The organism is Pseudomonas sp. FW305-E2 (assembly GCF_058782925.1).
On sequence record NZ_JBYSYE010000015.1, the window covers coordinates 46949 to 69954 of the forward strand.

Here is a 23006-nt window from a genome sequence, read left to right on the forward strand (position 1 = left end):
TTTTTACACATATGGTTGAAATTCGCGATCTGCTTTTGCGGGCCCTGTAAGACTCAGCCGAGCGCCGGCGTGCGCGGCGGAACCATCCGGCGCGAGCCGGTGGCCTCGAACGCGGCAGCAAAACTCAGCAGCGCGTTGTCGCTATAGGCCTTCCCGGCAAAGGTCAGCCCCACCGGCATACCGATATCGGCCATCACGCCCATCGGCACGGTCACGGTCGGCACGCCCAGGTGACGGATTGCCAGGTTGCCGTTGGCTACCCAGACACCGTTGCTCCAGGCGATGTCCGCCGATACCGGGTTGATATCGGCATCGGCCGGGCCAACGTCGGCTACGGTGGGGAACAGCACCGCGTCCAGGCCCAGCTTGTCCATCCAGTCTTCCAGGTCCAGCTTGCGGGTCTGCTCCAGCCCGCGCAGGCCGTCGGGCAGGGTCTCGATCTGGTCCCAGGTCTTCAGGCCACGTTTGGCCATGTTGACGTACTCGTCCATGCCGGCAGCCAGGTCATCTTCACGGTTGGGCAGGGTGCCCGGGTCGTGGGGGAAGATCTTCAGCCCGTCGACATCGGCCAGGCGGTTAAGCTTGGGGTCATCGTTGGCGCGCAGGAAGTCGTCAAAGGCCCAGCCCGACAGTTCCCACAGTTCGTCATGCAGGAATGCCTTGCTGACGATGCCTCGGTTGTACACGGTCGGCGCGCCTGGGCGGTCGCCTTCGCAGTTGGACACCAACGGGAAGTCCACTTCCAGCACTTCGGCACCCGCCGCTTCCAGGGCCTGGCGTGCTTGTTGCCACAGGTCGATCACCGTGGCGCGGGTGTTGATGCGTTGGCCGGTCGGCCCGCCGATGCCTGGCTTCTCGGCGGTGCCCGCTTCGGGATCGGCATTTATATACATGCGTGGTACGCCAAAGCGCTTGCCCTTGAGCGCGCTGGCATCTACCGCCAGTTCAAGGTACGAAGCCGGACGTACCGTCGAGGCAGCGGGGATTGGCACCCACGGCTGCAGGCGCCACAGGTCGCCGCGCTTGTCGGCGTCATCGGCGACCACCACGTCGAGGATTTCCAGCAGGTCGGCCATGGTGCGGGCGTAGGGCACCACCACGTCCATGGTCGGCGTCAGCGGCCAGTTGCCACGCACCGAAATCACCCCGCGCGACGGGGTATAGGCGCACAGGCCGTTGTTGGACGCCGGGCCACGGCCGCTGGACCAGGTTTCTTCGGCCAGGCCAAAGGCGCTGAAGCTGGCGGCGGTGGCGGTACCGGCACCGTTGGACGAGCCCGAGGCGAAGGGCGCGGTCAGGTAGTTGGCGTTGTACGGGCTTTCGGCGCGGCCATAGACGCCGCGCTGCATGCCACCGTTAGCCATGGGCGGCATGTTGGTCTTGCCCAGGCACACGGCACCGGCGGCGCGCAGGCGCTCGATGGTGAAGGCATCGCGCTGGGCGACCAGGTCCTTGAAGGCAGGGCTGCCGGAGGCAGCAGTCAAGCCTTTGACCAGGTAGCTGTCCTTGGCGGTGTAGGGGATGCCGTCCAGCGGACTAAGCACCTGGCCCTTGGCACGACGGGCATCGGAGGCCTCGGCCTCTTTGAGCGCCTCCGGGTTGCGTACCACTACGGCGTTAAGGGCTGTGGCCGTGTCGGCGCCATCGTAGGCGTCGATGCGCGCCAGGTAGGCCTTGACCAGCTCGACCGCTGTCGTGCGGCCCGACTCGAGCGCGTCGCGCAGCTCGGCAATGGAAACCTCGGTTACCTCGATCATGCGTTCACCAAAAAAAAATGTGCAGGTGGGGGCTAATGCGAGGAGTGTACAAGAAGGGCTTGGCGGACGCAGGTTTGCGCAGGGGCAAATGGTTTTATGCAGGGGGGCATTGTCGGGGGCATTCGCAGGTATTACCCGGCCCATTGTGGGGGCGGCCTTTCAGTCACCAAAGGGCCGCCCACAGGCTGGTGCTCAGCCTCAGCCCTGCGCGATATCGAGAAACATCATCACCGCAAACCCACCCACAACCCCAGGGTCGCCGTTGTTTCCCACAGGTATGAACTGCAGATGGTCATGGTAGGGCAGCAGGACCTGGCGCGGGTAATGGACCTGGGGGCAGTGCTGGGCATCAAGGTCGAACCGGCGCTGGAAGTCCTGAAAGTCGTCGTCCACATCTAAAGCCTGGCGCAGTCCCTGTGGGAGCGGCCTTGTGTCGCGAAAGGGCTGCACAGCAGCCCCAGGATTTCAGCGTCGATGCAAATAATGCTGGGGCCGCTTCGCGGCCCTTTCGCGACACAAGGCCGCTCCCACACGGATCGCGCCAGCTTATGGAAATTGAGCAAGACAGTTGCTCCACACGGTTTGCGTCAACCTGCCAGGTCGGCGGCGCTATGGCGCTCCGGCACCTGGCTGTGTTCATCTCCCCAGGTACGGTTCACGCGTGTACCGCGCTGCACAGCAGGGCGCTGGGCGATGTCCTCGGCCCAGCGCTGTACGTTCGGGTACTCGTCAACCGCCAGGAACTGCGCCGCGTCATACAGGTTGCCGCGTACCAGCTGGCCATACCACGGCCACACGGCAATATCAGCAATACTGTATGCCTCGCCGCCCAGATAACGGCTTTCGGCCAAGCGACGATCAAGTACGTCCAGCTGACGCTTGGCCTCCATGGTGAAGCGGTTGATGGCGTACTCGAACTTTTCCGGTGCATACACGTAGAAGTGGCCAAAACCACCGCCCAGGTAAGGCGCCGCACCCATCTGCCAGAACAACCAGTTCAGGCATTCGGTGCGCGCAGCCGGCGATTTTGGCAGCAATGCTCCAAACTTTTCTGCCAGGTACAGCAGGATCGAACCTGATTCGAACACCCGCACCGGCGGCTCCACGCTGCGGTCGAGCAGGGCGGGAATCTTCGAGTTGGGGTTGACCTGGACGAAGCCACTGGAAAACTGATCACCCTCGCCGATGCGGATCAGCCAGGCATCGTATTCGGCACCGGCGTGGCCCAGGGCAAGCAGCTCTTCAAGGGCAATGGTGACCTTGACGCCGTTGGGCGTAGCCAGGGAATACAGCTGCAGCGGGTGTTTGCCCAGCGGCAGGTCCTTGTCGTGAGTCGGGCCGGCGACCGGGCGGTTGATGCTGGCGAACTGGCCGCCGGAGGCTGCGTCGTTGCGCCAGACTTTGGGTGGCACGTAGGCAGGCTTGCTCATGCATGAATCTCCTTCAAAGGCGCGAAAACGGTCACGTGAAAACGTTGACCTGCATCTATGCCATGGGTTCGACGCAATGCGCAAATGCACAGGGTGCAGGCGCAGCTTGCATGACGGCGGTTTCATCCAGTTTTCATCCGGCACAACGCCAGCCGGTTTTATGCTGGGTTATCCCTTCGTCCTGCAAGGAACCGCTGGCCGATGACCCTTGCACGCTGCGTGTTGGCGCTGGTCCTGCTCGGCGGCCTGTTGGCCCGCGCCGAGGCCGCGCCGTGGGTTGCCGGCCTGCACCTTATGACCTTGACCGACCCGGTCGATAGCCGCCCGATGCAAGCGCTGGCGTTCTACCCGGCCGTTGGCAAAACCCGTATCAGCCGTATAGACGGGTATCCCGTCGACGTGGCCGAAGAGGCGCCCGTCGCCATGGGGCGATTCCCGTTGCTGGTGCTGTCTCACGGCAATACGGGCAGCCCATTGGCTTTGCATTACCTGGCCACGTCGCTGGCGCGGCAAGGGTTCGTGGTGGTGGCGGTGGTGCACCCGGGGGACAACGTGCGCGACCACAGTCGCCTTGGCACCCTGAGCAATCTTTATGGGCGGCCGCTGCAAGTCAGCGCGGCGATCACCGCAGCGCGTGATGATGCAGTGGTCGGGCCTTATCTGAATGAAGGCAAGGTGGGCGTGATTGGCTACTCGGCCGGCGGAGAAACCGCGTTGATCCTGTCTGGCGCACGCCCCGACCTGGACCGTCTGCGTCAATACTGCCTGGAGCGCCCGCATGACACAGACGCCTGCAAGACCCACGGCATCCTGATTGCCGACCGTAGCGAACTGGCGCCCGAGACCGACCCGCGAGTGGGGGCGGTCATGTTGATGGCGCCGCTGAGCCTGTTGTTCGGGCGCCATGCGCTGGCCGGGGTGCAGGTTCCTGCACTGATCTACAGTGGCGACAGCGATCAACTTGTCGCGGTAGACCGTAATGCCGAGGCCCTCGCCCGCAAACTGCCGGTCACACCGGACTACCGCCTGTTGGCCGGTGCCGGGCATTTCGTGTTCATGGCCCACTGCGATGCCGAGCAGTACGCGCGAATGCCGGCGCTGTGCAAGGACGCCGATGGCGTCGACCGCCGGCATATCCATCATTCGCTGCAGGGAGAAACGGCAGCGTTCTTCAGCCAGGCGCTGGGCGCGCCAGCGCCGGCTGAGCGTTCAGCTACGGCGGGCGCGCCGCGCCAGCCACAACGTTAGGCCGACCCCGGCCAAGGCGAGCAGGGCCGCCACGCAGAAGATCGAGGCATACCCCAGGTGTACCGCCACGGCGCCCATCACCGGTCCGGCAATGGCCAAGGCCATGTCGAAGAACACAGCATAGGCACCCAGCCCTGCGCCGCGGCTGCTGCTGGGGACTTGCTTGATCGCCTCCACGCCCAATGCCGGGTACACCAGCGACAGCCCGAAACCGGTCAGCCCGGCGCCAACCAGCGCCCAGGGCGGCGAGGGCGCCAGCCACAGAAGGCCCAGGCCCAGCACTTCGGTGGCCATGCAGGCGACCGCCACGTTGTAGCCACCAAAGCGGTTGACCGCGTTGACGAACAACAGCCGCGAGATGATGAAGCACACACCAAACGCACTCAGGCACCAGGCCGCACCGGCCCAGCCGCGCTCGAGGTAGTACAGGGTGACGAAGGTGGTCAAGGTGCCGTAGCCGATCGAGGCCAGGGTCAAACCCAGGCCACACGGGGCAACCCGGCCGAACGCCGACCAGAAGGGCAGGCGCTCGCCGCGCACCACGACCACGTCGGGGCGCTTGCGAAGCACCAGCAGGGCAAGGGTTGCCAGCACCAACAAAGCCGGCCCCAGCACGCTGAAGTTCAGCCCGTCCACGGCCAGCACGCCGATCGGCGCACCGATGGCGATCGCGCCATAGGAGGCGATGCCGTTCCACGAGATCACCCTGGCAGTGTGTTCGGGGCCGACCTGGCTGATGCCCCAGCTCAAAGTAGCCACGCCGATCAGCCCTTGAGCGATGCCCAGCAGCAAACGTCCACCGAGCAGCAGTGCCAGGCTCAGCAGCGGTAAGGGGAGGGTCCAGGCTGACAGCAACGTCAACACCCCGCAACCGGCAATCCCCAGCAGGCCAAAGCGGATGGCCTGTTTCCCTCCCAAAGTGTCCGCCACCCTGCCTGCAAACGGGCGGCTCAGCAGCGTGGCCAGGTACTGCAGGCCAATGGTTACACCGGCGATCACTGCGCCAAAGCCGAGCTGGTCGTGCACATAGCTGGGCAGCACCGCAATCGGCAGGCCGATGCAGAGGAAGGCAATGAAGGTATAGAAAACGATCGACAGGATCTGCAGGGTGATGTGCAGCGTGTGACTGGCGGGGGCAGGTTGTTGCGCGGTCATGGGCTCTTTCGCGGGCGGGCGGTTGGGCGTGGACCCATCATGGCCGTTGCGCGAAGGAAAAGAAAGCAGGCTAACGAATTATTCGTCGGGTAGTGTCAGTCGGTGGGAGGGGGCTACGCCGGCAAGCCCGCGAAGCGGCCCAGCCACACAAGGTGGCCAGGCCTTGGCCTTCAATCAGACCAGCACACCCTGGCTACGCAGGTAGTCATCGTAAGTACCGCTGAAGTCCACCACACCATCGGGCGACAGCTCGATGATGCGCGTGGCCAGCGACGACACGAACTCGCGGTCGTGGCTGACGAACAGCAGAGTACCCGGGTAGTTTTCCAGCGCCAGGTTCAGCGCTTCGATCGATTCCATGTCCAGGTGGTTGGTCGGCTCGTCCATCACCAGCACGTTCGGTTTCTGCAGGATCAGCTTGCCGAACAGCATGCGACCTTGTTCACCACCGGAAATCACCTTCACCGACTTGAGGATTTCGTCGTTGGAGAACAGCATGCGCCCCAGGGTGCCGCGGATAACCTGCTCACCAGAGGTCCACTGGCCCATCCAGTCGAACAGGCTCATGTCGTCTTCGAAGTCGTGGGCGTGGTCCTGGGCGTAGTAGCCCACTTCGGCGCTGTCGGTCCACTTCACCGAGCCCGCATCCGGGGTCAGCTCGCCGACCAGGGTGCGCAGCAGGGTGGTCTTGCCAATACCGTTGGGGCCGATGATCGCAACGCGCTCGCCCGCTTCGACGGTGATGTCGAAGTTCTTGAACAGCACCTTGTCGTCGAAGGCTTTGGCCATTTTTTCGACGACCACGGCCTGGCGGTGCAGTTTTTTCGTCTGTTCGAAGCGAATGAACGGGCTGACGCGGCTGGACGGCTTGACCTCGGCCAGCTGGATCTTGTCGATCTGCTTGGCACGTGAAGTGGCCTGCTTGGCTTTGGAGGCGTTGGCCGAGAAGCGGCTGACGAAGGTCTGCAGCTCGGCGATCTGGGCTTTCTTCTTGGCGTTGTCCGACAGCAGCTGCTCACGCGACTGGGTGGCTGCGGTCATGTACTCGTCATAGTTGCCCGGGAACAGGCGCAGCTCACCGTAATCCAGGTCAGCCATGTGGGTGCAGACGCTGTTGAGGAAGTGCCGGTCGTGGGAAATGATGATCATGGTGCTGTTACGCGCCGTGAGGATCGTTTCCAGCCAGCGGATGGTGTTGATGTCCAGGTGGTTGGTCGGTTCGTCGAGCAGCAGCACGTCCGGGTCCGAGAACAACGCCTGGGCCAGGAGGACACGCAGCTTCCAGCCCGGTGCCACTTCGCTCATCGGGCCGAAGTGCTGGTCCAGCGGAATACCCAGGCCCAGCAGCAGTTCACCGGCGCGGGACTCGGCGGTGTAGCCGTCCATTTCGGCGAATTCGGTTTCCAGCTCGGCGACGGCCATGCCGTCTTCTTCGGTCATTTCCGGCAGCGAGTAGATACGGTCACGCTCGGCTTTGACTTTCCACAGCTGGCCGTGGCCCATGATCACCGTGTCGATCACGGTGAATTCCTCGTAGGCGAACTGGTCCTGGCGCAGCTTGCCCAGGCGGGTGTTCGGCTCGAGCATGACCTGGCCTGCGGACGGCTCCAGGTCACCGCCGAGGATTTTCATGAAGGTCGACTTGCCGCAACCGTTGGCGCCGATCAGGCCGTAGCGGTTGCCGTTGTTGAATTTGACGGAAACGTTTTCGAACAGCGGCTTGGAGCCGAACTGCATGGTGATGTTAGCGGTGGAGATCAAGGAGCTTACCTATCAATAACTTACGTGGCTTCTTCGCAGCTACGGACCAATTTCGGACCAATTTGGAGCTTTTCCAGCTCCTGCCAGTCGTTGGACGAGTTAATCCAGCGCGCATAAGTCGATAAGAGCATCTGCACGCTATGCCCGAGCTGTTGGGCGATAAATGCGGGGTTGAGACCAGACATTAAGCATATTGTCGCATAGGTGTGGCGGCAGTTATACGGGGGGCGGTATCTGATCCCCAAGCCTTTAAGGATCGGGCGCCACTGATGGTGCAGGTCCGACGTCTGCTTGACGTGCTCCCCATTCTTCCCAGGCGGGAAGACGAACGGCGATTCGGTGAATTGGCCTTTGCCCAGCCTGCGGCGTTCTGCGTACTGCTTGGCGAACTCCAGGGCGTGCAAGGCCCTGTCGTTGAGCAGCACAAACCTGTCCCTCCCTGTCTTCGTCCTTTCCTCAACTACCCCGAGCGCAATCGTTCGCCGCACGTGAGCTGTCTTCTTGGTCGTATCCACCGCATCCCATCTCAGTGCCAGGCCTTCGGACAGGCGTAGGCCAGTGAAGAATATGAACTCGAAGAACGCTGCATAGATCTGGCTCGGCCAATGAGGGTGCTTGTACAGCTCGGCAATGATCAGATTCGCCTCGTCCAGGGTAAAGGGATCGACCTCTTTCCTCGAGCGTGCTGGCAGCTGTATTGCTTCAGCCGGGTTCCTCGTGATCAGCCCGTCCAGTACCGCTGAGCGCAGGATGGTCGACAGCTTCACCATTGCGTTGCGTTTGACCGACGGTGAAGTCCAGGTGATGGAGGCGACGATTCGCCTCAGGAGCGTCGACGTAATCAGATCAATACGCACCAAGGCGAGGTGGGGCACCCAGTACAGGTTCAGGGTGCCCTTATAGTTCAGCCTGGTACCAGCTGCGATCTCACGACTGTCCAGCCACAACTGGGCGTACTCACCGAATGTTGGAACGCCGCCCACAACCGCGGCGGAACTGGGGAACAACTCCGCGTACTTGTCGTGGTCGAGGAGGTTGAGCTTGATCAGGCTGTTTACTTTATCGCGAAGCTGGGATGCAGCCTTGATGCCTTTTTGTGTCGGGGGGTAGGGAAGGGTCTCACTTCGGCGAGTACCTTCCCACATGAACCTGAGCCGGAGCGAGCCATAGTGGACGTCGATTCCAGGGGGTAAATCCATTGGCTTTCCAGCCATTCGTCATACCTCTTTTTGCTGTAGATGATGCGTCCGCCGTGCTTCATCCAGACGCCTTCAGGTATCGCTCCGCGGAGGCGCCGGCCTTCCAGGGCGCGCTTGGTGCAGCCGAGCAGGTCAGCCATTTTCTGTTCTGTGACCTTGTCGACGTCACCGGTACTTTCGGTTTCCATGGGATGGTCTCCACGCCGCCGGTGGCGGCAGGTTGGTGGTCAGGCTGGGGTCTTGGCCAACACTGCGTCGGTGATCTTGATCGCGGCCTGGGCATCATCGACGTAAGCTGGATCGAAGCCTCCGGCGTAGTGGATCACCCGCTGGCAGGCGTCCAGCTCTTTGCGAGCCAGGCGGAGTGCTTGAACCAGTTCTTCCTGCAGCTCTCCCTCGGCCCGGCCGATATCCCAAAACCGCTGGCCCCAGTGCCCCTCGGGCGGCTGGTTATTGTTCTGTTTCCCGGCCGCCATTGCCCCTACGGCTACATCGCATACCCCGGACTTGTAGGCGTTGTCGCCATCAAGGCTCAGCGCAGCACGCCGGCGTAGGGTATTCACGACCTCATCAGTAGCGACACCGCGGCCCATCAGGACGATGTCTTGCTCAGGTTCGCCTGGTACGTAGATCACTAAGGTGAGCTTGGCTCCTGGCACCAGATGGTCGCTGATCTGCACCAGGGCATCGTTGGCTACTTCGTGGAAACGGTTTATTGCGGACATAGGTGATCCTCGACCGACAGCCATTGCCGCCAGCCTTGAGTGGAAGAGGGGAGTTACTTGGTCAGTTCGTGGCCGAACGGCACGCGGAAGCCGGAAGCGTTGCGGTGGCCACCACCGCCGTATTGCTTGGCGATCTCCGACACATCCATGCCATCGTCTGTGCTGCGCAGGCTGAATACGCGGCCATCAGGGGTATCCCAGTAGCAGGCGGCGAAAGGTTCACCCTGGGCCATGAGGTGACCCGCATCGCTGGTGAGCGTGTATGGCAGGCTGGCCACCGGCACATTGTGACCGCCGATGACCAGGCGGCGCTTGGTCACGGCCACCAGCTCGGCAACGTCCTTCTGGTGCTTTCGCTCAATCGCGGCGCCGTCCGAGCGGAGGGACTGCACATCAGTCGCCATGAGCGTGTCCCAGACTTCGAAGTCGTAGGGGTAGCTGAAGAGGTTGGCCTGAATCTCGCGGGTGCCATCCAGCTGGAACAGCCACAGGTCCCGGTCCTCGATGTGGCGCAGTAGCATTGGCGGCTCCTGCCCGGGGAAGAAGTGGTCCCAGGCGAGCATGGCGCCGCTGCGGTTCATGTCGAAGCAGCAGGCGATAGCGGGGGAGTTCTGCGAATTCATGGAGATGTGGGCGCTTTCCCAGCCCAGTGCGACCGACCCGTCGGGGTGCCGACCATCCACCCGAACGCCGGCGTGGAAGGGCGGGAACTTGCCAAGGTCCTCGGCCGCCGATTTGTGGTGGTCCAGGATGATGATGCTGTTGGCCTTCCAGCTCAGCCTGGCCATGACTTCGTACTTGTAACTGAAGTCGACGATGATCACGTCTTTGTCGGTGACATCAGGTGGCTCCTGACCATGCACGCCGGCAACGAACTCAACCTGCTCGCCTAAGGCCTTGCGGACGACCCAGGCGCCGCCGAAGCCGTCAGCGCAGTTGCCATGGTAGATGCACATCGTTTTGCGTTCAGACATAGAGGTTCCTCGCCCGCGCACAGCGGCGGGCACGCATGTTTAAATAGTGCCCCCAAAACAAGGAGCATTGAAATGGCAAAGGAAGTCAGGAAGCCATTTGGCTATGTAGCGGTCACGCTCATACCCACGGGCATCGGGTTCGTTATGGGCGGGCTGCTGTCTGACCAGCCGGCATTCCTCTACAGCGGCCTGGGCATGGCTATACCTGGGGTGTTGCTAGCCGCGACGCACTTCTGGACGACCCGTCGGCGGGCTTGAGTGGTAGGGGAAGGGGTTAACGCTTCTCGAGGTCGGTGGTGACGGCTTCGACGATCACCGGGCCCAGGATGCGGGTTGTGGCGACGTGATCCTTGAAGACGTTATTCAATCGCCCAATTGCCGCTTCGCGTGCTTGGCGGTAGACCTGGTCCAGGGTGCAGTCCGGGCCCCATGAGCCGAGATTCGTCATCTCGATGGTGATAGTGACTTTCGCGCCGGTGCTGGTTCGTGCGTGCGGCTTGCTCATCGCGGCCCCCTGTAGATCAGGTAGGCCATGTAGGCGAGGGCGATCATGGCTTCCACCTCTTGCCCACGCGGTACACCATCATCATGTTGTGATGGAGCGGAACTTTGAGGACGTGGTCGAAGAACTCGCCCTTTCCAGAGATGAATCCGGTAGGCACTTTGGTTCCCCCAGCGCCGAATTCACGCCAGCATTCTTCGCCGCCGTTCTTTTCCCAGTAGGCACGCTCGCGCTTTGGAATCTCATCGTAGGTTTTTTCGAACACGGAGATGTCCGGGATATCGCAGATCCGGCGCCATGCGGGATTGCGTTTGCACCATTCAGCAGCATGCTGAGAGGCTTGATCGACAGAGTAGAATTCCTTGGTACTTTGTTCGGTCATGACATCAGCTCCTTCGGCACCTGGACTGAATCGCCGAACTCAAGCTGGGCGATTGCCTGCATGGCCACGGTCAGTGGGTTATCGGGGTGGTGGAATGCCGTGCGGCGGTGCTTGCGCTCCTTGCCAAAAATCGTGCTACTCCAGACGCCGGCCTCGTAGTAGCCGTTGCGCTTGTCCATGTAGCCAAAGTTGCGGTGCACGGCGCTTTTCGGTGGCGACAGCGAAACTTGATACTTCTCGATAAGCTTCCCGCCCAGAGCCCAGTCTTCCCACGGATTGAACCGCTTGGTGTGCTCGATGGCTTGGCCCTGGTACCGGGCGAATACCCGCCAGGGGTTTCCGTACTGCGGCGGGACCAGTTCAAGGTTCAGCCCTTCGGCCTTGCCAACGGCCCAGCCCAGCGCCTCGCCTACCAGGTCTGAAGTCTTCACTTCGATCAGCTCGTTCATCCTCGGCGCCTCTCGGGGTTGCCATAGATGTCGTATTCCGGGCGTCCTGGCGGGTAGGCTTCTGCCGTCAGAGCCTGGTCGATGGCCGCTCGCAAGTTCTCGTTGTAGTTTTCACCGAGTACCCGCCGGTTTGGCTTGCCCATGTAGTGGCCAATGATCTCGATGCCAATGCAATAGTCGCCGTCCATGCCATTCGAATGACTCTCGAAACTAACATCCCAGCAGCATGACTCCAGCGCGTTCAATCGCTCGCGGTCGCGGCGCAACTCCTCCAGATCTGCGCTGGAAACGATGGTGAAGTGGCTTTTCTTCCTGCTCACAGCTGATACCTCTCATCAATCCAGCGCCCAGGCGCCAGTGCGGGTGTAGGTTCGGGTTGTGTTTCGTGCGGGGAGAGCTGGCGCTCGTTGCCGGCCTGCAGCTGGCTGTCGGGGATGCAGCTGATGCCGCCCTTGTAGTAGTGGCCGCTGTATACCCAGCAGGTTACGGCGCGCTTGTCGTCGTGGATGACCTCGACGTTTGGGGTCACTTGTTCTGCGCTGGCGCCGGTGGCCAGCAGCAGGAGGCAGAGGGCGAGGCGGGTCATTGCTGCACCTCCACGCTGGGCATCAGCTCTTCGGCCAGAGCTTTCGCCATGCCTACGGGCCACCAGTAGAGCGGACGCTGATATCGCGGGTTTCGCGTCTCGCGGATGATCAGGCCCTTGCTTTCCAGCGCCTTGAAGGTGCTGAGCACCGAGGACGCGCCAAGGCCCAGCCGACCACCTACTTGCCAGGTCAGGCCGCCGAGGCCGAATACGCACGCTTCGTCGCCTTTCAGCAGCTTCTCGCAATCCTGCTGGTACAGGTGTGGCGTCTTGCTCCGGTAGCGGACCGCGTTGTCTCGACCGATGTCTCGCAGTGTCTCGAGAACATCCTGCTGCCGATCAGTGAGCTTCAGGGCCGCGGCCTTTTCTTCAGGCATGACTTCGTCCTTGGCCGCCATATCGCGGCAGTGAATAGAGGGGAGAGGGGTTACAGCGGAGAGTACAAATGTGCTCTTGTGTGTTTTTCACATCCGGGTCATCAGGTGGGGACTAGACTGAGCTTCCCAACTGGAGAGCAGCCATGACCACAGAAAGGGTTGTGCATTTGGAACACGCGCTGGCGGCGGTCTTTGCAGCAGCGGAGCAACAGGGCATCGACATCGGTGAACTGCGCCGCCAGGCCATTGGCGGGCTCATAGGCAACACGTCCTGGCAATGGGTAGATGCCGAGCTGGTGCCTGGCGCAATCGCAGAGATCGAAAGTGCTCTCTGGCTGCTGGAGCAAGAGCCAGAGGAGGCTGGTTAAAACGACTTTATTTCAGGCCTGCGCAACTGGCGCGCTCGACTCTGCGCTGGCGGATAGGGCTTTGTAGTCCCTGGCAATTGCTTCAACGACCTCAGCGTATGGATGGTCGCGCCAGAAATTGGCGTGATCTACGACGCGATCCAGCAACCCATCCCGCTCGGCCAGCTCGGCGCGCTGGGATTCGATGATGGCCAACTTGTCTTTGCAAGCCTTGCTTAGCTTGCGCAGCAGGTCCTTCAACTGTTTGTTTTCCCCGCGCAGCCGCTCAACATCGCCAGGATCGGTGTGGGCGTAGAACTCCTCGACAATGTACCCATCTCGCAGCGCTATCTCGGCGCTGCGTTTGTGCACGGAGTAAAACCAGCCCCTGGCAGGGGTCTTCCTGTATCTCCAAAGCACCGGCTCGCCCTGGTGCTGCTGGGCTCTCGAATTCCACAGCTCGACCGCCTTGTCGCGGCCTGGCTGCTCCTCGCCTTCATTCTGCGCTACGCCCACTGGGCCACAGGCCAGGCAGGCCTCATGCGGACCGGTCAGGCCTTGGCAGATCACCACTGAAGCGTCGTTGTCTAGGCGCTCGATGAGTACGTCCTGCTGGCCGCAGAAGGGGCACGGCAGCAGTTCGCTGACCATCTCTGTGTTGCTGGATCGGTTTTCTGTGGGCATGGGGATGTCTCGTGGGTATATTTAGCTCATAACTATTATTCGTCGGATGATCTAGGAAGTGAGTCAATGCCATGATGGTTTATCATTTTTGCAATGAGCAGTACGGGCTACAAAATATCGAAAAGTCTAGATTAAAAGTTGCGACCGTAATGGATCTCAATGATCCATTCGAAATGATGTGCCTCTCTTCAGATGACCCGAAAATCAGAGAGGGTCTAAGGTTTTTCAAAAAACGGGTGGCTGATATCTATGGAATGCTTTGCTTTAGCAGAACATATGCAAGTCCTGTTCAATGGGGGCATTACGGCGATAGGCACAGAGGATTATGTTTGGCTTTTGAAATAGACGAAGAATCCCTCGATTTTGTTGAGTATCTTAGCGAGCGAATGATTTTTGACGCGAATGAATACCTTAGCAAGACCAAAGACCAGAAGTCTGAATTCATGCGGCGTCAGCTTCGGATAAAGCATTTAGAGTGGTCTTACGAGAAAGAGGTGAGTAAAATATTTTCATTAGACAAGGCTGAGACTTCTGGGGGGCTGTACTTTATGCCCTTTGCCGCTATCGGAAAGCTTTGTCAAGTAATTGTTGGCTGCAACTCATCACTTGAGAAGTCAAAGCTTTCTGCCGTTCTAGAGAGCCATCATCCTGAAGTCGAAGTTTTCAAAGTCAGGACTGCTTTCAAAGGCTACGAAATTGTGAGAAATCGCAACGACAATCTCTGGAAGTGAATATTTTTCACTTATGCTGCCAGTCGTTGGTATAGTTCAATGAGGTCCGAGGCGTTGGCTGCAACCAGTGCCCGAGCTTCGTCCTTGCAGACGCTGTTGCCCAGCAGCTTCACTTGGTTAGCTCCTGAAATTTCTTTCCAGTACAGCTGTCCTGTTTCCTCGTCGATGAAGAGCCCGCGGTCGATGATGTAGTCAGCCCGGAAGCCTTGGGCGCGCTTCAGCTCGTGCGGCTTGAGCATGCGAAGCGTGATGTCGACCATAACGTAGTCGTCGACCATCACCACGTCGGCGTGCTCGGTGAAGTGCTGCGGAAGGTATTTTCGCATGAACGCAGCGCACTTGCGGGCGCCGGCCAGTTGCTCTTCTGTCAGCGTGTGCGTTTGCAACTGCACGACCTGCACCACGGCCATGCGATCCTTCGACGGGATGGTGTGCATCGGCTCTCGCATAGAGATGCCGTCTTTCTCGGCACCGTAGTACTTGACCAGATAGGCCGTGACCAGCCGCTGATTGGAGCCCTTGCCCAGTATCGTCGAGAAGGGGTCTACTGCACTGCGGCCATCGCCTTTGTAAAACCCGCCGTTCGCCTGCTCGAGGTGGGCTGACGCTATGGCGTGGTGCCCGCCACTCTGGGTGATGCAGCCGACCGGTTTGGCCATTGGGGCACCGACGCAACCGCTGCGCAGGGTGACCAGGTTGGCAGTGATCAGCGCGAAGTGTCCGCCCTTGACCTGGGCCACTTGCGTCCGGAGCGGCTCTTCGGCATCGAAGGTCCGCTGAGTTGAACCATTGGCATGCTCTGTCAGGCAGCCGGCCACGGCCATTGTTGGCTGCACCAGCGCGTGATGGGTGCCGCCCCCACTGATTGTCGAGACCGGATCGGCGACGCTGTGGGTGCTGGTGTGCGACTTCGAAGTGCCGCGCATAGGGACAATGAACGGATCGTTGCTGGCCAGGGTGTGTCGCCACAGCCCTTTGGCGATGCGATTCATGGTGTTCTCCACCAGAGCATCGTCGCGAAAGATCGTGCGCCCCTGCAGCTCCCAGTCAATGCACTCGGCGGCAGACCGCCAGGCTTTCTGACCCTTGCCCGGGTTCTTGTGGTGCGTCGGCGCCGGCCAGACGATGGGCTTACCATCGCGCCGGGCGATGCCGTACAGGCGCTTGCGGATCGTTGGCGCACCCTGATCGGCCGCTACGCGCACCTGGTGTTCGAAGTTGTAGCGAAGGCCGCGCACCAGTGCTTCCTTGGGTACGTGGTCGCCGATCTCGGCCATGATCTCAGGCAGGTCCGGGTGATCCTCGGGTATGCCGTTGCCCAACACGTTCACGAAGGCCTGGAACGTCCTGCCTTTCTCGGCCTTGATCGGCCGTCCTTCGTCGTCGAGCGGCCCCCAGTCGGCGAACTCCTCCACGTTTTCGAGGAAGATCAGCCGCGGGCTGGTCTGGTAGGCCCAGCGGAGGATCACCCAAGCCAGGCCGCGAATCTTGCGGTTGCGCGGCTTTCCGCCCTTGGCTTTGCTGTGGTGCCGGCAGTCGGGCGATGCCCACAAGATGCCGACCGGCTGACCCTTGGTAGCCAGGGCCGGGTCCACCTCAAACACGTCAGCCACGTAGTGCTTGGTGTTCGGGTGGTTGGCACGGTGAACAGCCAAGGCGATTGGGTTGTGGTTGACAGCCACATCCGGTTCGCGGTACGCCTCAGCGATGCCACTGCTGGCGCCGCCGCCTCCGGCGAAGAGATCGACAACCAGCTCCTTTTCGAAGGGCAGGGCGAGGGAGGTTATACAGGTCATTTTGTTGTCCTTGCGTGCAGGCGCCGCCCTCGCCGGGGTGGCGTGATTCATTTAATTGGGATATTTGTGATCGCTTCAGCGTGGTACTGGCAGTGAGGGGGGGTAATGAGCTGGGAATGCATTTCGTATTGGATTGAAAGTCACCCAGGGCTCGCTTCTTGGGTTCAAGCGTTCGGCTCAATTGGTGCAATTTTTGTTGCGATCTGGGTATCAGGCGGAGACAGGCGCCACAGAGCAAAAGTTGAAAAGGCAGCACGTCGAGACGCCATAGATAGAGCCATTTCAGCCAGTGAACACGCGAGAAAAATTACCAAGAATAATCACGACTTTTTCTCTTGCACCCGTCCGCCTTCAGGCGAAGTGCCAAGATATCTGGCTGTGATTGATCATGCCGCTGCGCGAATTAGGGACGTATCCGCAAGCCCTGGCGTTGATAGCGAAGTGCTAGGTCACGTCTCCGAGGTAAGCAGTGCTCTGGTCGACGTGAAAGGGTTGGTGGAGCAAACAATGAAGTCTGCTGATGGAACCGCGCTGGTCGACCTAGGATATCTAAAAGGGAATGTCGATCGAATCGACCGTGCAATTGATAACTTGAAAGCTATCCGAACCAGCTAAGCGATGTCGGCCTACTTGACTACACCTTCGTTGCGAGTGGGCAGGGTTGCCCGACTACTTGCCGCGTGCCTTGGCGTGGCCCTGGCAGCAGGGCGAGGCAAGTTGGATGTCGTGGGACGGCACCTGCTCCCAGCGCGCCTGGTGTAGGTCCTGGCAAACGTGCTCCGTGTCGGGGTGATCGGCGCTGTGCCATTCAACGGCTACCGGCCAGTGGTGTTCCGCCCAAAGTACCTGGACGCCTGTGGCGCGCGCGCCGGTACTCCATCCGCCGAGGCCGGCGAATAGGTCGATTGCGGTAGTCATAGGTTGCTTTCTCAGGTGTACTATTCCCGATGTAGGGACGGGCTATGGAAAAGGACTAATGAGCCGGGAAATTTTTGTAAAAAAAAGACATCACTATGTCTGGGCTCACTACATAAGAAACTGGGCAGTTGATAAGCATATTTTCTATGTGAGCCCTAAGGGAAGGATTTCTCAAGCTAACGCCAATGCATTAGCGGCTGAGAAAGAATTTTATAGGATCAGTCACCTAGATGATGACGACATTAAATATGTTTGGTCTTGGATTGAAGAATCTGAGCCAGGTTTAAAAAAGCTCCACATTGATTTTTTCCAAGATTTCATCGTTCGGGCTGGGCTGGTAAAAATGGCATCTAGGTTGTCTGCATCAGACGAGGTGCAACTGGCATCGGATGCTATAGAGTTCAACTCTCTTGAAGATGTACACTCGAATTTTGAGTCTGGCGCCAGAGAAGTGATGGATCATCTGTCCGCAGGAAGGGGAGAGGTTCTATATAATGATCAGAGCATGCTGGACCTGTGCACTTATCTCGGGCACCAGCTGACTCGGACAAAATTTTTTCGAGACAAGACACTAGGTGCTATCAAGGCCAATTTGTCAGGCAGTGCTGAGCACGCTCGATACCTGTACTTGACTGAGAAAAATTGGTGGTATGTGAATTTTCTGCAGGGGCTGAACGCAGGGTGGTCATTTTACTCTACCCGGAAAAACAAAAAAATTATATTTCTTGTTAATAAGACGGACGTGGGGTTCGTTACCAGCGATAATCCGGTAATCAATATTCACCCCAGCGTCGATATTCTTTTGCCGGGACAGGCTCCTGTTAGCATGGATTTGTTTTTTCCTATATCGCCTAGATATGCAATCATGATGAACGAATCGAATCATTACATGCATATGGAGAAGGGTGTTTCCGTAGATGATGTAGTTCTTTTAAATAAAAAGGTTGCGCGAAGTGCCTACGAAAGCATTTATGGGAGTCAGAGCGATGTTTTGAAAGCGATTAATTGGAAGCCGCAGGCAAAATAGGCGATCCGGCAGTACCGGATCGCTCACTGGTCTATTTCGAGTCAAAAAGCCCAAGAACCAATTTTGCGGCGGTACCGACCTTTGCATCTAGAACAGCCTTGAATTCCTGAGCGATGGTCTCGCGCTGGGCTTCTTCGCCGATCCAGCGCAGTTTCAGCACAGGCTGCGCGCCGCCGGTGATGACGGAAACGCGCAGGCGAATCACTTGCTCACCCAAGCCTTCGAACGGAATTACCTTGAAGTCCAGCCAGGCCGGCAGGGTTTCTTTGCTGCTCGCCTCGATCTGGTCCATGGTGCTGCGGCTGGCACGGGTCTCGCCGACGGCGTGATCGCTTTCCGAAGACGCCTTCACGGTGATGGTGCGAACTGCGGCGATCGCTTTGGCGATGGTCATGGTCTCGCCATTCTCATCGGTCGCCGACAAGTGCTGGTTCCAGTCTTCGATCCAGTCGCTCATGGCCTTCTGCGCCAGGCTATGGCCACACACCGCCTGAACGGCTGCAAATGCGGCTGATGCCTTGAGCCGCAGCACGGCGCGGTCATCGGCATGGCCTGGCTCTTCGGCTGTACCGATGTTGAACAGCACGATGCAACTCATGCTGTCTTGGTCGATGAAACCTCGGGCGGCCGGGGCCGCGCGCTCAACGACGTAGGCACTGTAGTCGGCCAGCGAGTGGGTGGAGTAGGTGCCACGGAAGCGGTTGCGGCCTTCCTGGTAACGTTCCAGATCAACTACGTTGAAGTTTTGCGGCACGACGACAACCGGGCCCAAGGCCGGCAGGTCGCGACCAACCGCGGCAATGGTGTTTTCCTGGATCAGTTCGAGAGCTTCTTTGCTGAGAGACATGCGCTTTTCCTTGTAGGTGCTGAGTTACGAGCGTGGGTGAACTGGTGCTTCTTCACGGGTGAAGAGCTGGTCGTGTTTTTCCGGGAACAACGAAATGTTGCCGCCGGTTCCGACGTACATCGGGGTGTCCAGGCTAGTGTTCTCGCTTCGGTCGCCGCGCTTAGTCGGCACCTTGTAGGCGAGCTTGTGCTTGATCTTCACCTGGTGAGAGTCGCCGATCTGGCTGAAGTCCAGGGTGATGGTGATCTTCCCTGGCTTACCGTGATCGACGACGCCCGCGGCTACCTCGGACAGGGCGTGGCCAATCTGGCTGGCGAAGGCGCCGCCGTTGAGTTCGTTGAGAAATTCGCTGGTGTCGGTTGGCTTAGGCATTTCTTCGTTCCCTCGGGAGGTATGCCGCTGGGCGGCAGATTGATGTGCTGCTGGCGCCGGCCGTGCCGGACGCGCGCGGTGATGCGTTTCATGCTGCTTTCTGCTGATTCCAGGCGCCGACAGCGGCAAAGATCTTTGCGGCCTCTGCTTCGTCGAGCGTTGTGTCTGTGGATATGGCGATCCAGCCGGCCGCCAGCAGGTGATTAGGGTTGGCGGTGGCCCGCAAGTCCATGTAGGTCGACTCAATCACGTCGGTCAGGTGCTCGGCGCGGTAGTTACCTTGGGGCGCGACCTCGATCGACTTGTGGTACCGCTCCCCGAACTCCGTCCGGCAAAGCACGCTGAGATAGATGGTCCAGCGGTGCGGGATGTCGCAGACCGCGTCGACGACTTGCCGCACGCAGATCTGCTTGAGGTTCTTCCAGTTGATCAGCACCTGCTGGCCGCTGGGGTCGATGTTGACCACCGCCGCATGGTTTGCCGACACCAGGGCCCTACAGGTCCGCTCCAGCCTGGCCCGCATGTTGTGGGGTTTGCGCTTGCTCATTGCCGCGTGCCTGTTTTGCTGGCCGCGCCGGCCTCCATCGCATCCACGAACCGCAGCGCGGCCCGGTAGCTAAATGCGAAGCCCTGCACCGCGCCTGTGGCGATCTCAACCACATCCCACGTTCCGCCCTTGCCAGATGCCTGGTAGCGCGGTGCCTGCTGGCCCACCTTGGCGTGCGCCTCGGTCCTGGCTGACTTGCTGCGCTCGAGCAGGGCCGCGAGCACGGCAATCTTCTGCTCGAAAGCGGGGTGCATTGCTGTCTGCATGGGGTGATCCTCGGGTGGGTCAGGCGTGGTATTCGAAGGCCTCGGCCTTGCGAACGATTCGAACTTGGGCGGTGCGGCGCTCCGGCGTGCGGCGATCGCGGCGCATTGGGTCGCTGTCATCGATCACCGCGTGCATGGTGATGAGGGCTGCCAAGGCGATGCAGAGCGGGCTGATGATCTGGCGGCGCATGGCTTCGGCTACGGCCGCGGCACGGCGGGCAACGCCCAGCTTCAACATGGCGTCGCCGATGCGCTTCTCGACACCGCTTTCGCTGATGCCGAAGTGCCTGGCTATCTCCTTGGTGGTGAAGCCCTGGGCGACATCGAGGATGCATTGCAATTCGCGAGGCGCCAGGCCACGGCCGAGGTGGCCGATCCATGCGCCGATAGTGATCGTGTCCATGATTTGCTCTTGCGGGGTGGCTGCATTGGTCGTGACGCTCGCTGCCGTCTACCTCCCGGACCAAGGGGAGGGCGAACGCCACGACCGATACAGCCTGGTGATGGGGAACCAGGTGGATCGGGCTGTCTCTCCAGCTGTCAGGGAATCAAATAATTGCAGTCAGCGAGCGGGTGCCATCAGCGTGCTGTGTGGTGATGTTCATGCCGATGTGATGCGGCGCGCTTCGTTGAATCGCCACGGCGGCCTTGCTGAAGCGCTCATCGAAAGCGCCTTCACCATCAGGCAAATGAGAGGTGCAGGTCAGGCGGGAGCAGTCTTCGCCGTTCGGGCCTTCACCATCGTGGGCGATGTTGAAGCTGGCGATCATTGCAATGCCGTGCTCACGGCAAACGCCGATGATGTTCTGCATCAGCGGGCTGATTCGGCTGTCGTAGATTTCTTCTTTGTTCACGGTGATGCCCTCGGGTTGATTTCCCGTCTGGCCCTGTCGCTAAGGCCAGCCAGTGAAATCAGGCAGCACTAGCCAGTTCCGCCTGGGCCTGCAGCTCAGTCACAGCCTCGTCCGGCGTGCAGCCGTCTGCGTATAGGTCATGCAGGTCGCTTTCTTGCTGCGAGCCCAGGGCGACCTGGTGGCCGAGCAGATCGGACGCCTTGCCGATCCAGCGGTAGTAGGTGCGCTCTTCAGCGTCTGCGCGGCATTCATCAGCCGCCATGGTTGCCATGTTGAACATCGTGAATCCCTCCGATTGATTTCCCTGATGCCCCTCTGGAGAAGGGCATCGAGGAAATCGGTGTTGCTCAGCAAACCTGCGGGCCGACATGTCGAGCGAGGAAGCTTGCTGCGTTGCGTACTGTCCACCAGGGCTCAACGGCCGGCTTAACTCGGCGCCTAGTGGCTCATCTGCTGGTTTTTAAAGAGCGGTGGCTGCCGGAGCCGCCAATAACCTGTGTTATGGATCGAATGATAACTCAGGTTTTCACGCTGTCAATAACTCAAGTTATAAATCTAGTCAAAAAAAAGCCCGCACATGGCGGGCAGGTGTTCATGCTTCGGTAAATCCTCGCCATCCGATCCGGACGAGGCCTGATTCCAGGGTTTCGATCGTGATGCCTGAAGTCTCCTCCAGGTCGGAAATCAAGCGCTTCCAGTCCGCAGGTGATTCATCTGCGCTCGGCTTGACTTCAACAAACTGTCTTTTCTGGACGTGAGGTGAAGCGATCGCTTGCTGGATGCGGTATCCGAGCCGCTCGTAGGACAGGGATGGGGAATGTGAGAAGGCGGGCTGAAGCATGATTGAAAACTCCCTTTTACTGTGTGTGCATACAGTTATCCGTCGCGGAAGGAAATTTCAATAGCCTTGAGCTAATTTTATTTAGCTTTCGCTTATTGCTTGCGAAAAAAAGCCCAGCATTACGCTGGGCTATCTGGAAGGGCGGGTTAGAGCTTGATGGTAGCGCGTACCACAACCCCTACGATTCTGCAGCCTTCCATGCACATTTCCATGGGGTAGGCCGGATTGAGGGGCTTCAAGAACCTTCGCCCCCCGTCTTCTACCAGTTTCTTGAACGTCGCTTCGTTGCTATCAGCAAGCTTGGCAACGACAAGCTTCCCTGGAATGGCCTCGGCTTCGGTGTCGACCAGGATCAGCATTCCTTCCGGGATGCTTGTGCCGACAGGGGAGGTCATCGAGTCGCCTTTAACCTCTAGCCAGAATGCGACCCCTTTCGAATCGTAATCTGACATTTCATAGCGATCCGAGAAGCCTGGCGGAAATGGCTCGACAGCTTCTGCCCAAGCGCCCGCAGCTACCCAGCTGATCACCGGATACTTGAAAGACTCGGGCTGCTCACTCAGCTCCCTGACATTACTCGCTTCACGCTGCGCGCTCTGGCCGGATGCCAACCATTCGGCAGTAACTCCAAGAGCCCTCGCTATTTCAAGCAGCTTTTTGGAGGTCGAGTTCCGACCGCTTTCAAGGTGCTGGATCGTGACCTGGCTTACTCCCGATTTCTCCGCTAGCTGAGCCTGGCTGAGGCCAAGTGCTGTGCGTCGTTCAAGGATTCGGTCTTTGAGCATTTCGGAAGGTTTGTTCATGCCTGCAAGGGTAAAACACACGTTATTACTCATCAAATAACATGTGTTTGCCTTATCTATAACTTGAGTTATCATCGAGTGTACGATCCATTGAGGCACGCAGACATGCCGAACACAGAAAGACCAATTGACCAGGTCGTGCGCTTGGCCGGAGGCCAGGCAGAGCTCGCACGAAGATGCAAAACCAGCCAGCCGCGCATTTGGCAGTGCGTACATCGTAACCAGAAGGTACCGGCAGATCTGGTGATCCCATTTGAGAAGGCGGTGGACGGGAAAGTCACTCGCCATCAGCTAAGGCCAGACCTTTATCCGACAGAGGATCAGGCCGCTTCGTGTTGAGCATTTTGCAACGACTGGCGTTGCGCCAGTAGTGGGGCCGTCCAGCTGTTCAGGCATCCAGTAGCTAAATAGCAGACGAAAAAAAACCG

31 protein-coding genes and 1 pseudogene are annotated in these 23006 nt (G+C 59.6%); 7 read left to right on the forward strand and 25 right to left on the reverse strand.

The window, feature by feature from the left end:
• Positions 1–53 precede the first annotated feature (53 nt).
• Entirely contained in the window at positions 54–1757 is a 1704-nt protein-coding gene (locus AC3WLP_RS13820; protein WP_088512225.1) for an amidase, read from the reverse strand.
• 587 nt (positions 1758–2344) lie between these two features.
• On the reverse strand, positions 2345–3187 hold the full coding sequence (gene yghU, locus AC3WLP_RS13825) for a glutathione-dependent disulfide-bond oxidoreductase (protein WP_003248134.1): 843 nt from the start codon (positions 3185–3187) through the stop codon (positions 2345–2347).
• Between the two features lie 201 nt (positions 3188–3388).
• Here yghU and AC3WLP_RS13830 point away from each other — a divergent pair, with 201 nt between their 5' ends.
• Complete coding sequence (locus tag AC3WLP_RS13830; RefSeq protein ID WP_088512224.1) at positions 3389–4435, forward strand: alpha/beta hydrolase family protein; 1047 nt, start codon at positions 3389–3391, stop codon at positions 4433–4435.
• On the opposite strand, the gene AC3WLP_RS13835 is transcribed toward AC3WLP_RS13830, so the two are convergent.
• The 5 genes from AC3WLP_RS13835 to AC3WLP_RS13855 all read right to left on the reverse strand — a co-directional run bounded on the left by AC3WLP_RS13835 (position 4397) and on the right by AC3WLP_RS13855 (position 10249).
• The gene (locus AC3WLP_RS13835; protein WP_088512223.1) at positions 4397–5590 is read right to left on the reverse strand and encodes an MFS transporter; all 1194 of its coding nucleotides are present in this window, start codon (positions 5588–5590) and stop codon (positions 4397–4399) included. The two genes, AC3WLP_RS13830 and AC3WLP_RS13835, sit on opposite strands and share 39 nt — an antisense overlap.
• A gap of 174 nt (positions 5591–5764) precedes the next feature.
• Positions 5765–7351, reverse strand: a complete 1587-nt coding sequence (locus AC3WLP_RS13840; RefSeq protein WP_088512222.1) for an ABC-F family ATPase — start codon at positions 7349–7351, stop codon at positions 5765–5767.
• A 20-nt stretch (positions 7352–7371) separates the two neighbouring features.
• On the reverse strand, positions 7372–8565 hold the full coding sequence (locus tag AC3WLP_RS13845) for a site-specific integrase (RefSeq protein ID WP_064490683.1): 1194 nt from the start codon (positions 8563–8565) through the stop codon (positions 7372–7374).
• A 212-nt stretch (positions 8566–8777) separates the two neighbouring features.
• Positions 8778–9275, reverse strand: a complete 498-nt coding sequence (locus AC3WLP_RS13850; RefSeq protein ID WP_064490682.1) for a hypothetical protein — start codon at positions 9273–9275, stop codon at positions 8778–8780.
• Positions 9276–9328: 53 nt separating this feature from the next.
• The gene (locus AC3WLP_RS13855; protein ID WP_232862742.1) at positions 9329–10249 is read right to left on the reverse strand and encodes a phosphohydrolase; all 921 of its coding nucleotides are present in this window, start codon (positions 10247–10249) and stop codon (positions 9329–9331) included.
• A 72-nt stretch (positions 10250–10321) separates the two neighbouring features.
• On the opposite strand from AC3WLP_RS13855, the gene AC3WLP_RS13860 reads away from it, so the two are divergent.
• Positions 10322–10507: a hypothetical protein gene (locus tag AC3WLP_RS13860; RefSeq protein WP_064490681.1), complete on the forward strand. Its 186-nt coding sequence runs from the start codon at positions 10322–10324 to the stop codon at positions 10505–10507.
• A 16-nt stretch (positions 10508–10523) separates the two neighbouring features.
• Here the strand turns inward: AC3WLP_RS13860 and AC3WLP_RS13865 are convergent, their stop codons facing one another.
• Genes AC3WLP_RS13865 through AC3WLP_RS13890 form a run of 6 tightly spaced genes read right to left on the reverse strand, consistent with a single transcriptional unit; the run spans position 10524 to position 12545 of the window.
• Complete coding sequence (locus tag AC3WLP_RS13865) at positions 10524–10754, reverse strand: hypothetical protein (protein ID WP_064490680.1); 231 nt, start codon at positions 10752–10754, stop codon at positions 10524–10526.
• Between the two features lie 43 nt (positions 10755–10797).
• Positions 10798–11133: a hypothetical protein gene (locus AC3WLP_RS13870; protein ID WP_027609605.1), complete on the reverse strand. Its 336-nt coding sequence runs from the start codon at positions 11131–11133 to the stop codon at positions 10798–10800.
• Positions 11130–11582 (reverse strand): DUF2591 domain-containing protein, encoded by a 453-nt coding sequence (locus tag AC3WLP_RS13875; RefSeq protein WP_088512221.1) that lies wholly within the window; start codon positions 11580–11582, stop codon positions 11130–11132. The genes AC3WLP_RS13870 and AC3WLP_RS13875 overlap by 4 nt, the downstream gene beginning before the upstream one ends.
• Positions 11579–11902: a hypothetical protein gene (locus AC3WLP_RS13880; protein ID WP_088512220.1), complete on the reverse strand. Its 324-nt coding sequence runs from the start codon at positions 11900–11902 to the stop codon at positions 11579–11581. Before AC3WLP_RS13880 ends, AC3WLP_RS13875 begins: the two co-directional genes overlap by 4 nt.
• Complete coding sequence (locus AC3WLP_RS13885) at positions 11899–12168, reverse strand: hypothetical protein (protein ID WP_088512219.1); 270 nt, start codon at positions 12166–12168, stop codon at positions 11899–11901. The genes AC3WLP_RS13880 and AC3WLP_RS13885 overlap by 4 nt, the downstream gene beginning before the upstream one ends.
• The gene (locus AC3WLP_RS13890; protein WP_256596064.1) at positions 12165–12545 is read right to left on the reverse strand and encodes a hypothetical protein; all 381 of its coding nucleotides are present in this window, start codon (positions 12543–12545) and stop codon (positions 12165–12167) included. Before AC3WLP_RS13890 ends, AC3WLP_RS13885 begins: the two co-directional genes overlap by 4 nt.
• A gap of 143 nt (positions 12546–12688) precedes the next feature.
• Between AC3WLP_RS13890 and AC3WLP_RS13895 the strand changes: the two genes are divergently transcribed.
• The gene (locus AC3WLP_RS13895) at positions 12689–12913 is read left to right on the forward strand and encodes a hypothetical protein (protein WP_088512218.1); all 225 of its coding nucleotides are present in this window, start codon (positions 12689–12691) and stop codon (positions 12911–12913) included.
• Between the two features lie 12 nt (positions 12914–12925).
• Here the strand turns inward: AC3WLP_RS13895 and AC3WLP_RS13900 are convergent, their stop codons facing one another.
• On the reverse strand, positions 12926–13576 hold the full coding sequence (locus AC3WLP_RS13900) for a Lar family restriction alleviation protein (RefSeq protein WP_088512217.1): 651 nt from the start codon (positions 13574–13576) through the stop codon (positions 12926–12928).
• A gap of 71 nt (positions 13577–13647) precedes the next feature.
• On the opposite strand from AC3WLP_RS13900, the gene AC3WLP_RS13905 reads away from it, so the two are divergent.
• The gene (locus AC3WLP_RS13905; protein WP_088512216.1) at positions 13648–14307 is read left to right on the forward strand and encodes a DUF2971 domain-containing protein; all 660 of its coding nucleotides are present in this window, start codon (positions 13648–13650) and stop codon (positions 14305–14307) included.
• An 11-nt stretch (positions 14308–14318) separates the two neighbouring features.
• On the opposite strand, the gene AC3WLP_RS13910 is transcribed toward AC3WLP_RS13905, so the two are convergent.
• Positions 14319–16103, reverse strand: a complete 1785-nt coding sequence (locus tag AC3WLP_RS13910; protein ID WP_088512215.1) for a DNA cytosine methyltransferase — start codon at positions 16101–16103, stop codon at positions 14319–14321.
• A gap of 105 nt (positions 16104–16208) precedes the next feature.
• On the opposite strand from AC3WLP_RS13910, the gene AC3WLP_RS13915 reads away from it, so the two are divergent.
• Entirely contained in the window at positions 16209–16718 is a 510-nt protein-coding gene (locus AC3WLP_RS13915; protein WP_143516701.1) for a hypothetical protein, read from the forward strand.
• A gap of 57 nt (positions 16719–16775) precedes the next feature.
• Here the strand turns inward: AC3WLP_RS13915 and AC3WLP_RS13920 are convergent.
• Positions 16776–17021 (reverse strand): annotated as a pseudogene (locus AC3WLP_RS13920) (DNA cytosine methyltransferase); the annotation flags it as partial.
• A 58-nt stretch (positions 17022–17079) separates the two neighbouring features.
• On the opposite strand from AC3WLP_RS13920, the gene AC3WLP_RS13925 reads away from it, so the two are divergent.
• Positions 17080–18048, forward strand: coding sequence for a DUF4238 domain-containing protein (locus tag AC3WLP_RS13925; protein ID WP_088512214.1), 969 nt, complete (start codon positions 17080–17082; stop codon positions 18046–18048).
• 31 nt (positions 18049–18079) lie between these two features.
• Here AC3WLP_RS13925 and AC3WLP_RS13930 read toward each other — a convergent pair whose 3' ends face one another.
• The 9 genes from AC3WLP_RS13930 to AC3WLP_RS13970 all read right to left on the reverse strand — a co-directional run bounded on the left by AC3WLP_RS13930 (position 18080) and on the right by AC3WLP_RS13970 (position 22653).
• Positions 18080–18895 carry a DUF2303 family protein gene (locus AC3WLP_RS13930; RefSeq protein WP_088512213.1) on the reverse strand — a complete coding sequence of 272 codons (816 nt, stop codon included), beginning with the start codon at positions 18893–18895 and terminating at the stop codon, positions 18080–18082.
• A 24-nt stretch (positions 18896–18919) separates the two neighbouring features.
• Positions 18920–19267, reverse strand: a complete 348-nt coding sequence (locus AC3WLP_RS13935; RefSeq protein ID WP_088512212.1) for a YfdP family phage-associated protein — start codon at positions 19265–19267, stop codon at positions 18920–18922.
• 88 nt (positions 19268–19355) lie between these two features.
• Positions 19356–19814 carry a hypothetical protein gene (locus AC3WLP_RS13940; protein WP_088512211.1) on the reverse strand — a complete coding sequence of 153 codons (459 nt, stop codon included), beginning with the start codon at positions 19812–19814 and terminating at the stop codon, positions 19356–19358.
• Positions 19811–20080: a hypothetical protein gene (locus tag AC3WLP_RS13945; RefSeq protein ID WP_088512210.1), complete on the reverse strand. Its 270-nt coding sequence runs from the start codon at positions 20078–20080 to the stop codon at positions 19811–19813. Before AC3WLP_RS13945 ends, AC3WLP_RS13940 begins: the two co-directional genes overlap by 4 nt.
• A 19-nt stretch (positions 20081–20099) precedes the next feature.
• Entirely contained in the window at positions 20100–20483 is a 384-nt protein-coding gene (locus tag AC3WLP_RS13950; RefSeq protein WP_088512209.1) for a helix-turn-helix domain-containing protein, read from the reverse strand.
• Positions 20484–20628: 145 nt separating this feature from the next.
• A complete protein-coding gene (locus tag AC3WLP_RS13955; protein WP_088512208.1) occupies positions 20629–20934 on the reverse strand; it encodes a hypothetical protein in 306 nt (101 codons plus the stop codon).
• A 58-nt stretch (positions 20935–20992) separates the two neighbouring features.
• Positions 20993–21214: a hypothetical protein gene (locus AC3WLP_RS13960; protein ID WP_088512207.1), complete on the reverse strand. Its 222-nt coding sequence runs from the start codon at positions 21212–21214 to the stop codon at positions 20993–20995.
• A gap of 312 nt (positions 21215–21526) precedes the next feature.
• Positions 21527–21775, reverse strand: a complete 249-nt coding sequence (locus AC3WLP_RS13965; protein WP_088512206.1) for a DUF1654 domain-containing protein — start codon at positions 21773–21775, stop codon at positions 21527–21529.
• Between the two features lie 146 nt (positions 21776–21921).
• Positions 21922–22653, reverse strand: a complete 732-nt coding sequence (locus tag AC3WLP_RS13970) for a LexA family protein (RefSeq protein WP_088512205.1) — start codon at positions 22651–22653, stop codon at positions 21922–21924.
• A 30-nt stretch (positions 22654–22683) separates the two neighbouring features.
• On the opposite strand from AC3WLP_RS13970, the gene AC3WLP_RS13975 reads away from it, so the two are divergent.
• Positions 22684–22917 (forward strand): transcriptional regulator, encoded by a 234-nt coding sequence (locus AC3WLP_RS13975; protein WP_088512204.1) that lies wholly within the window; start codon positions 22684–22686, stop codon positions 22915–22917.
• The last annotated feature ends 89 nt before the right edge of the window (positions 22918–23006 follow it).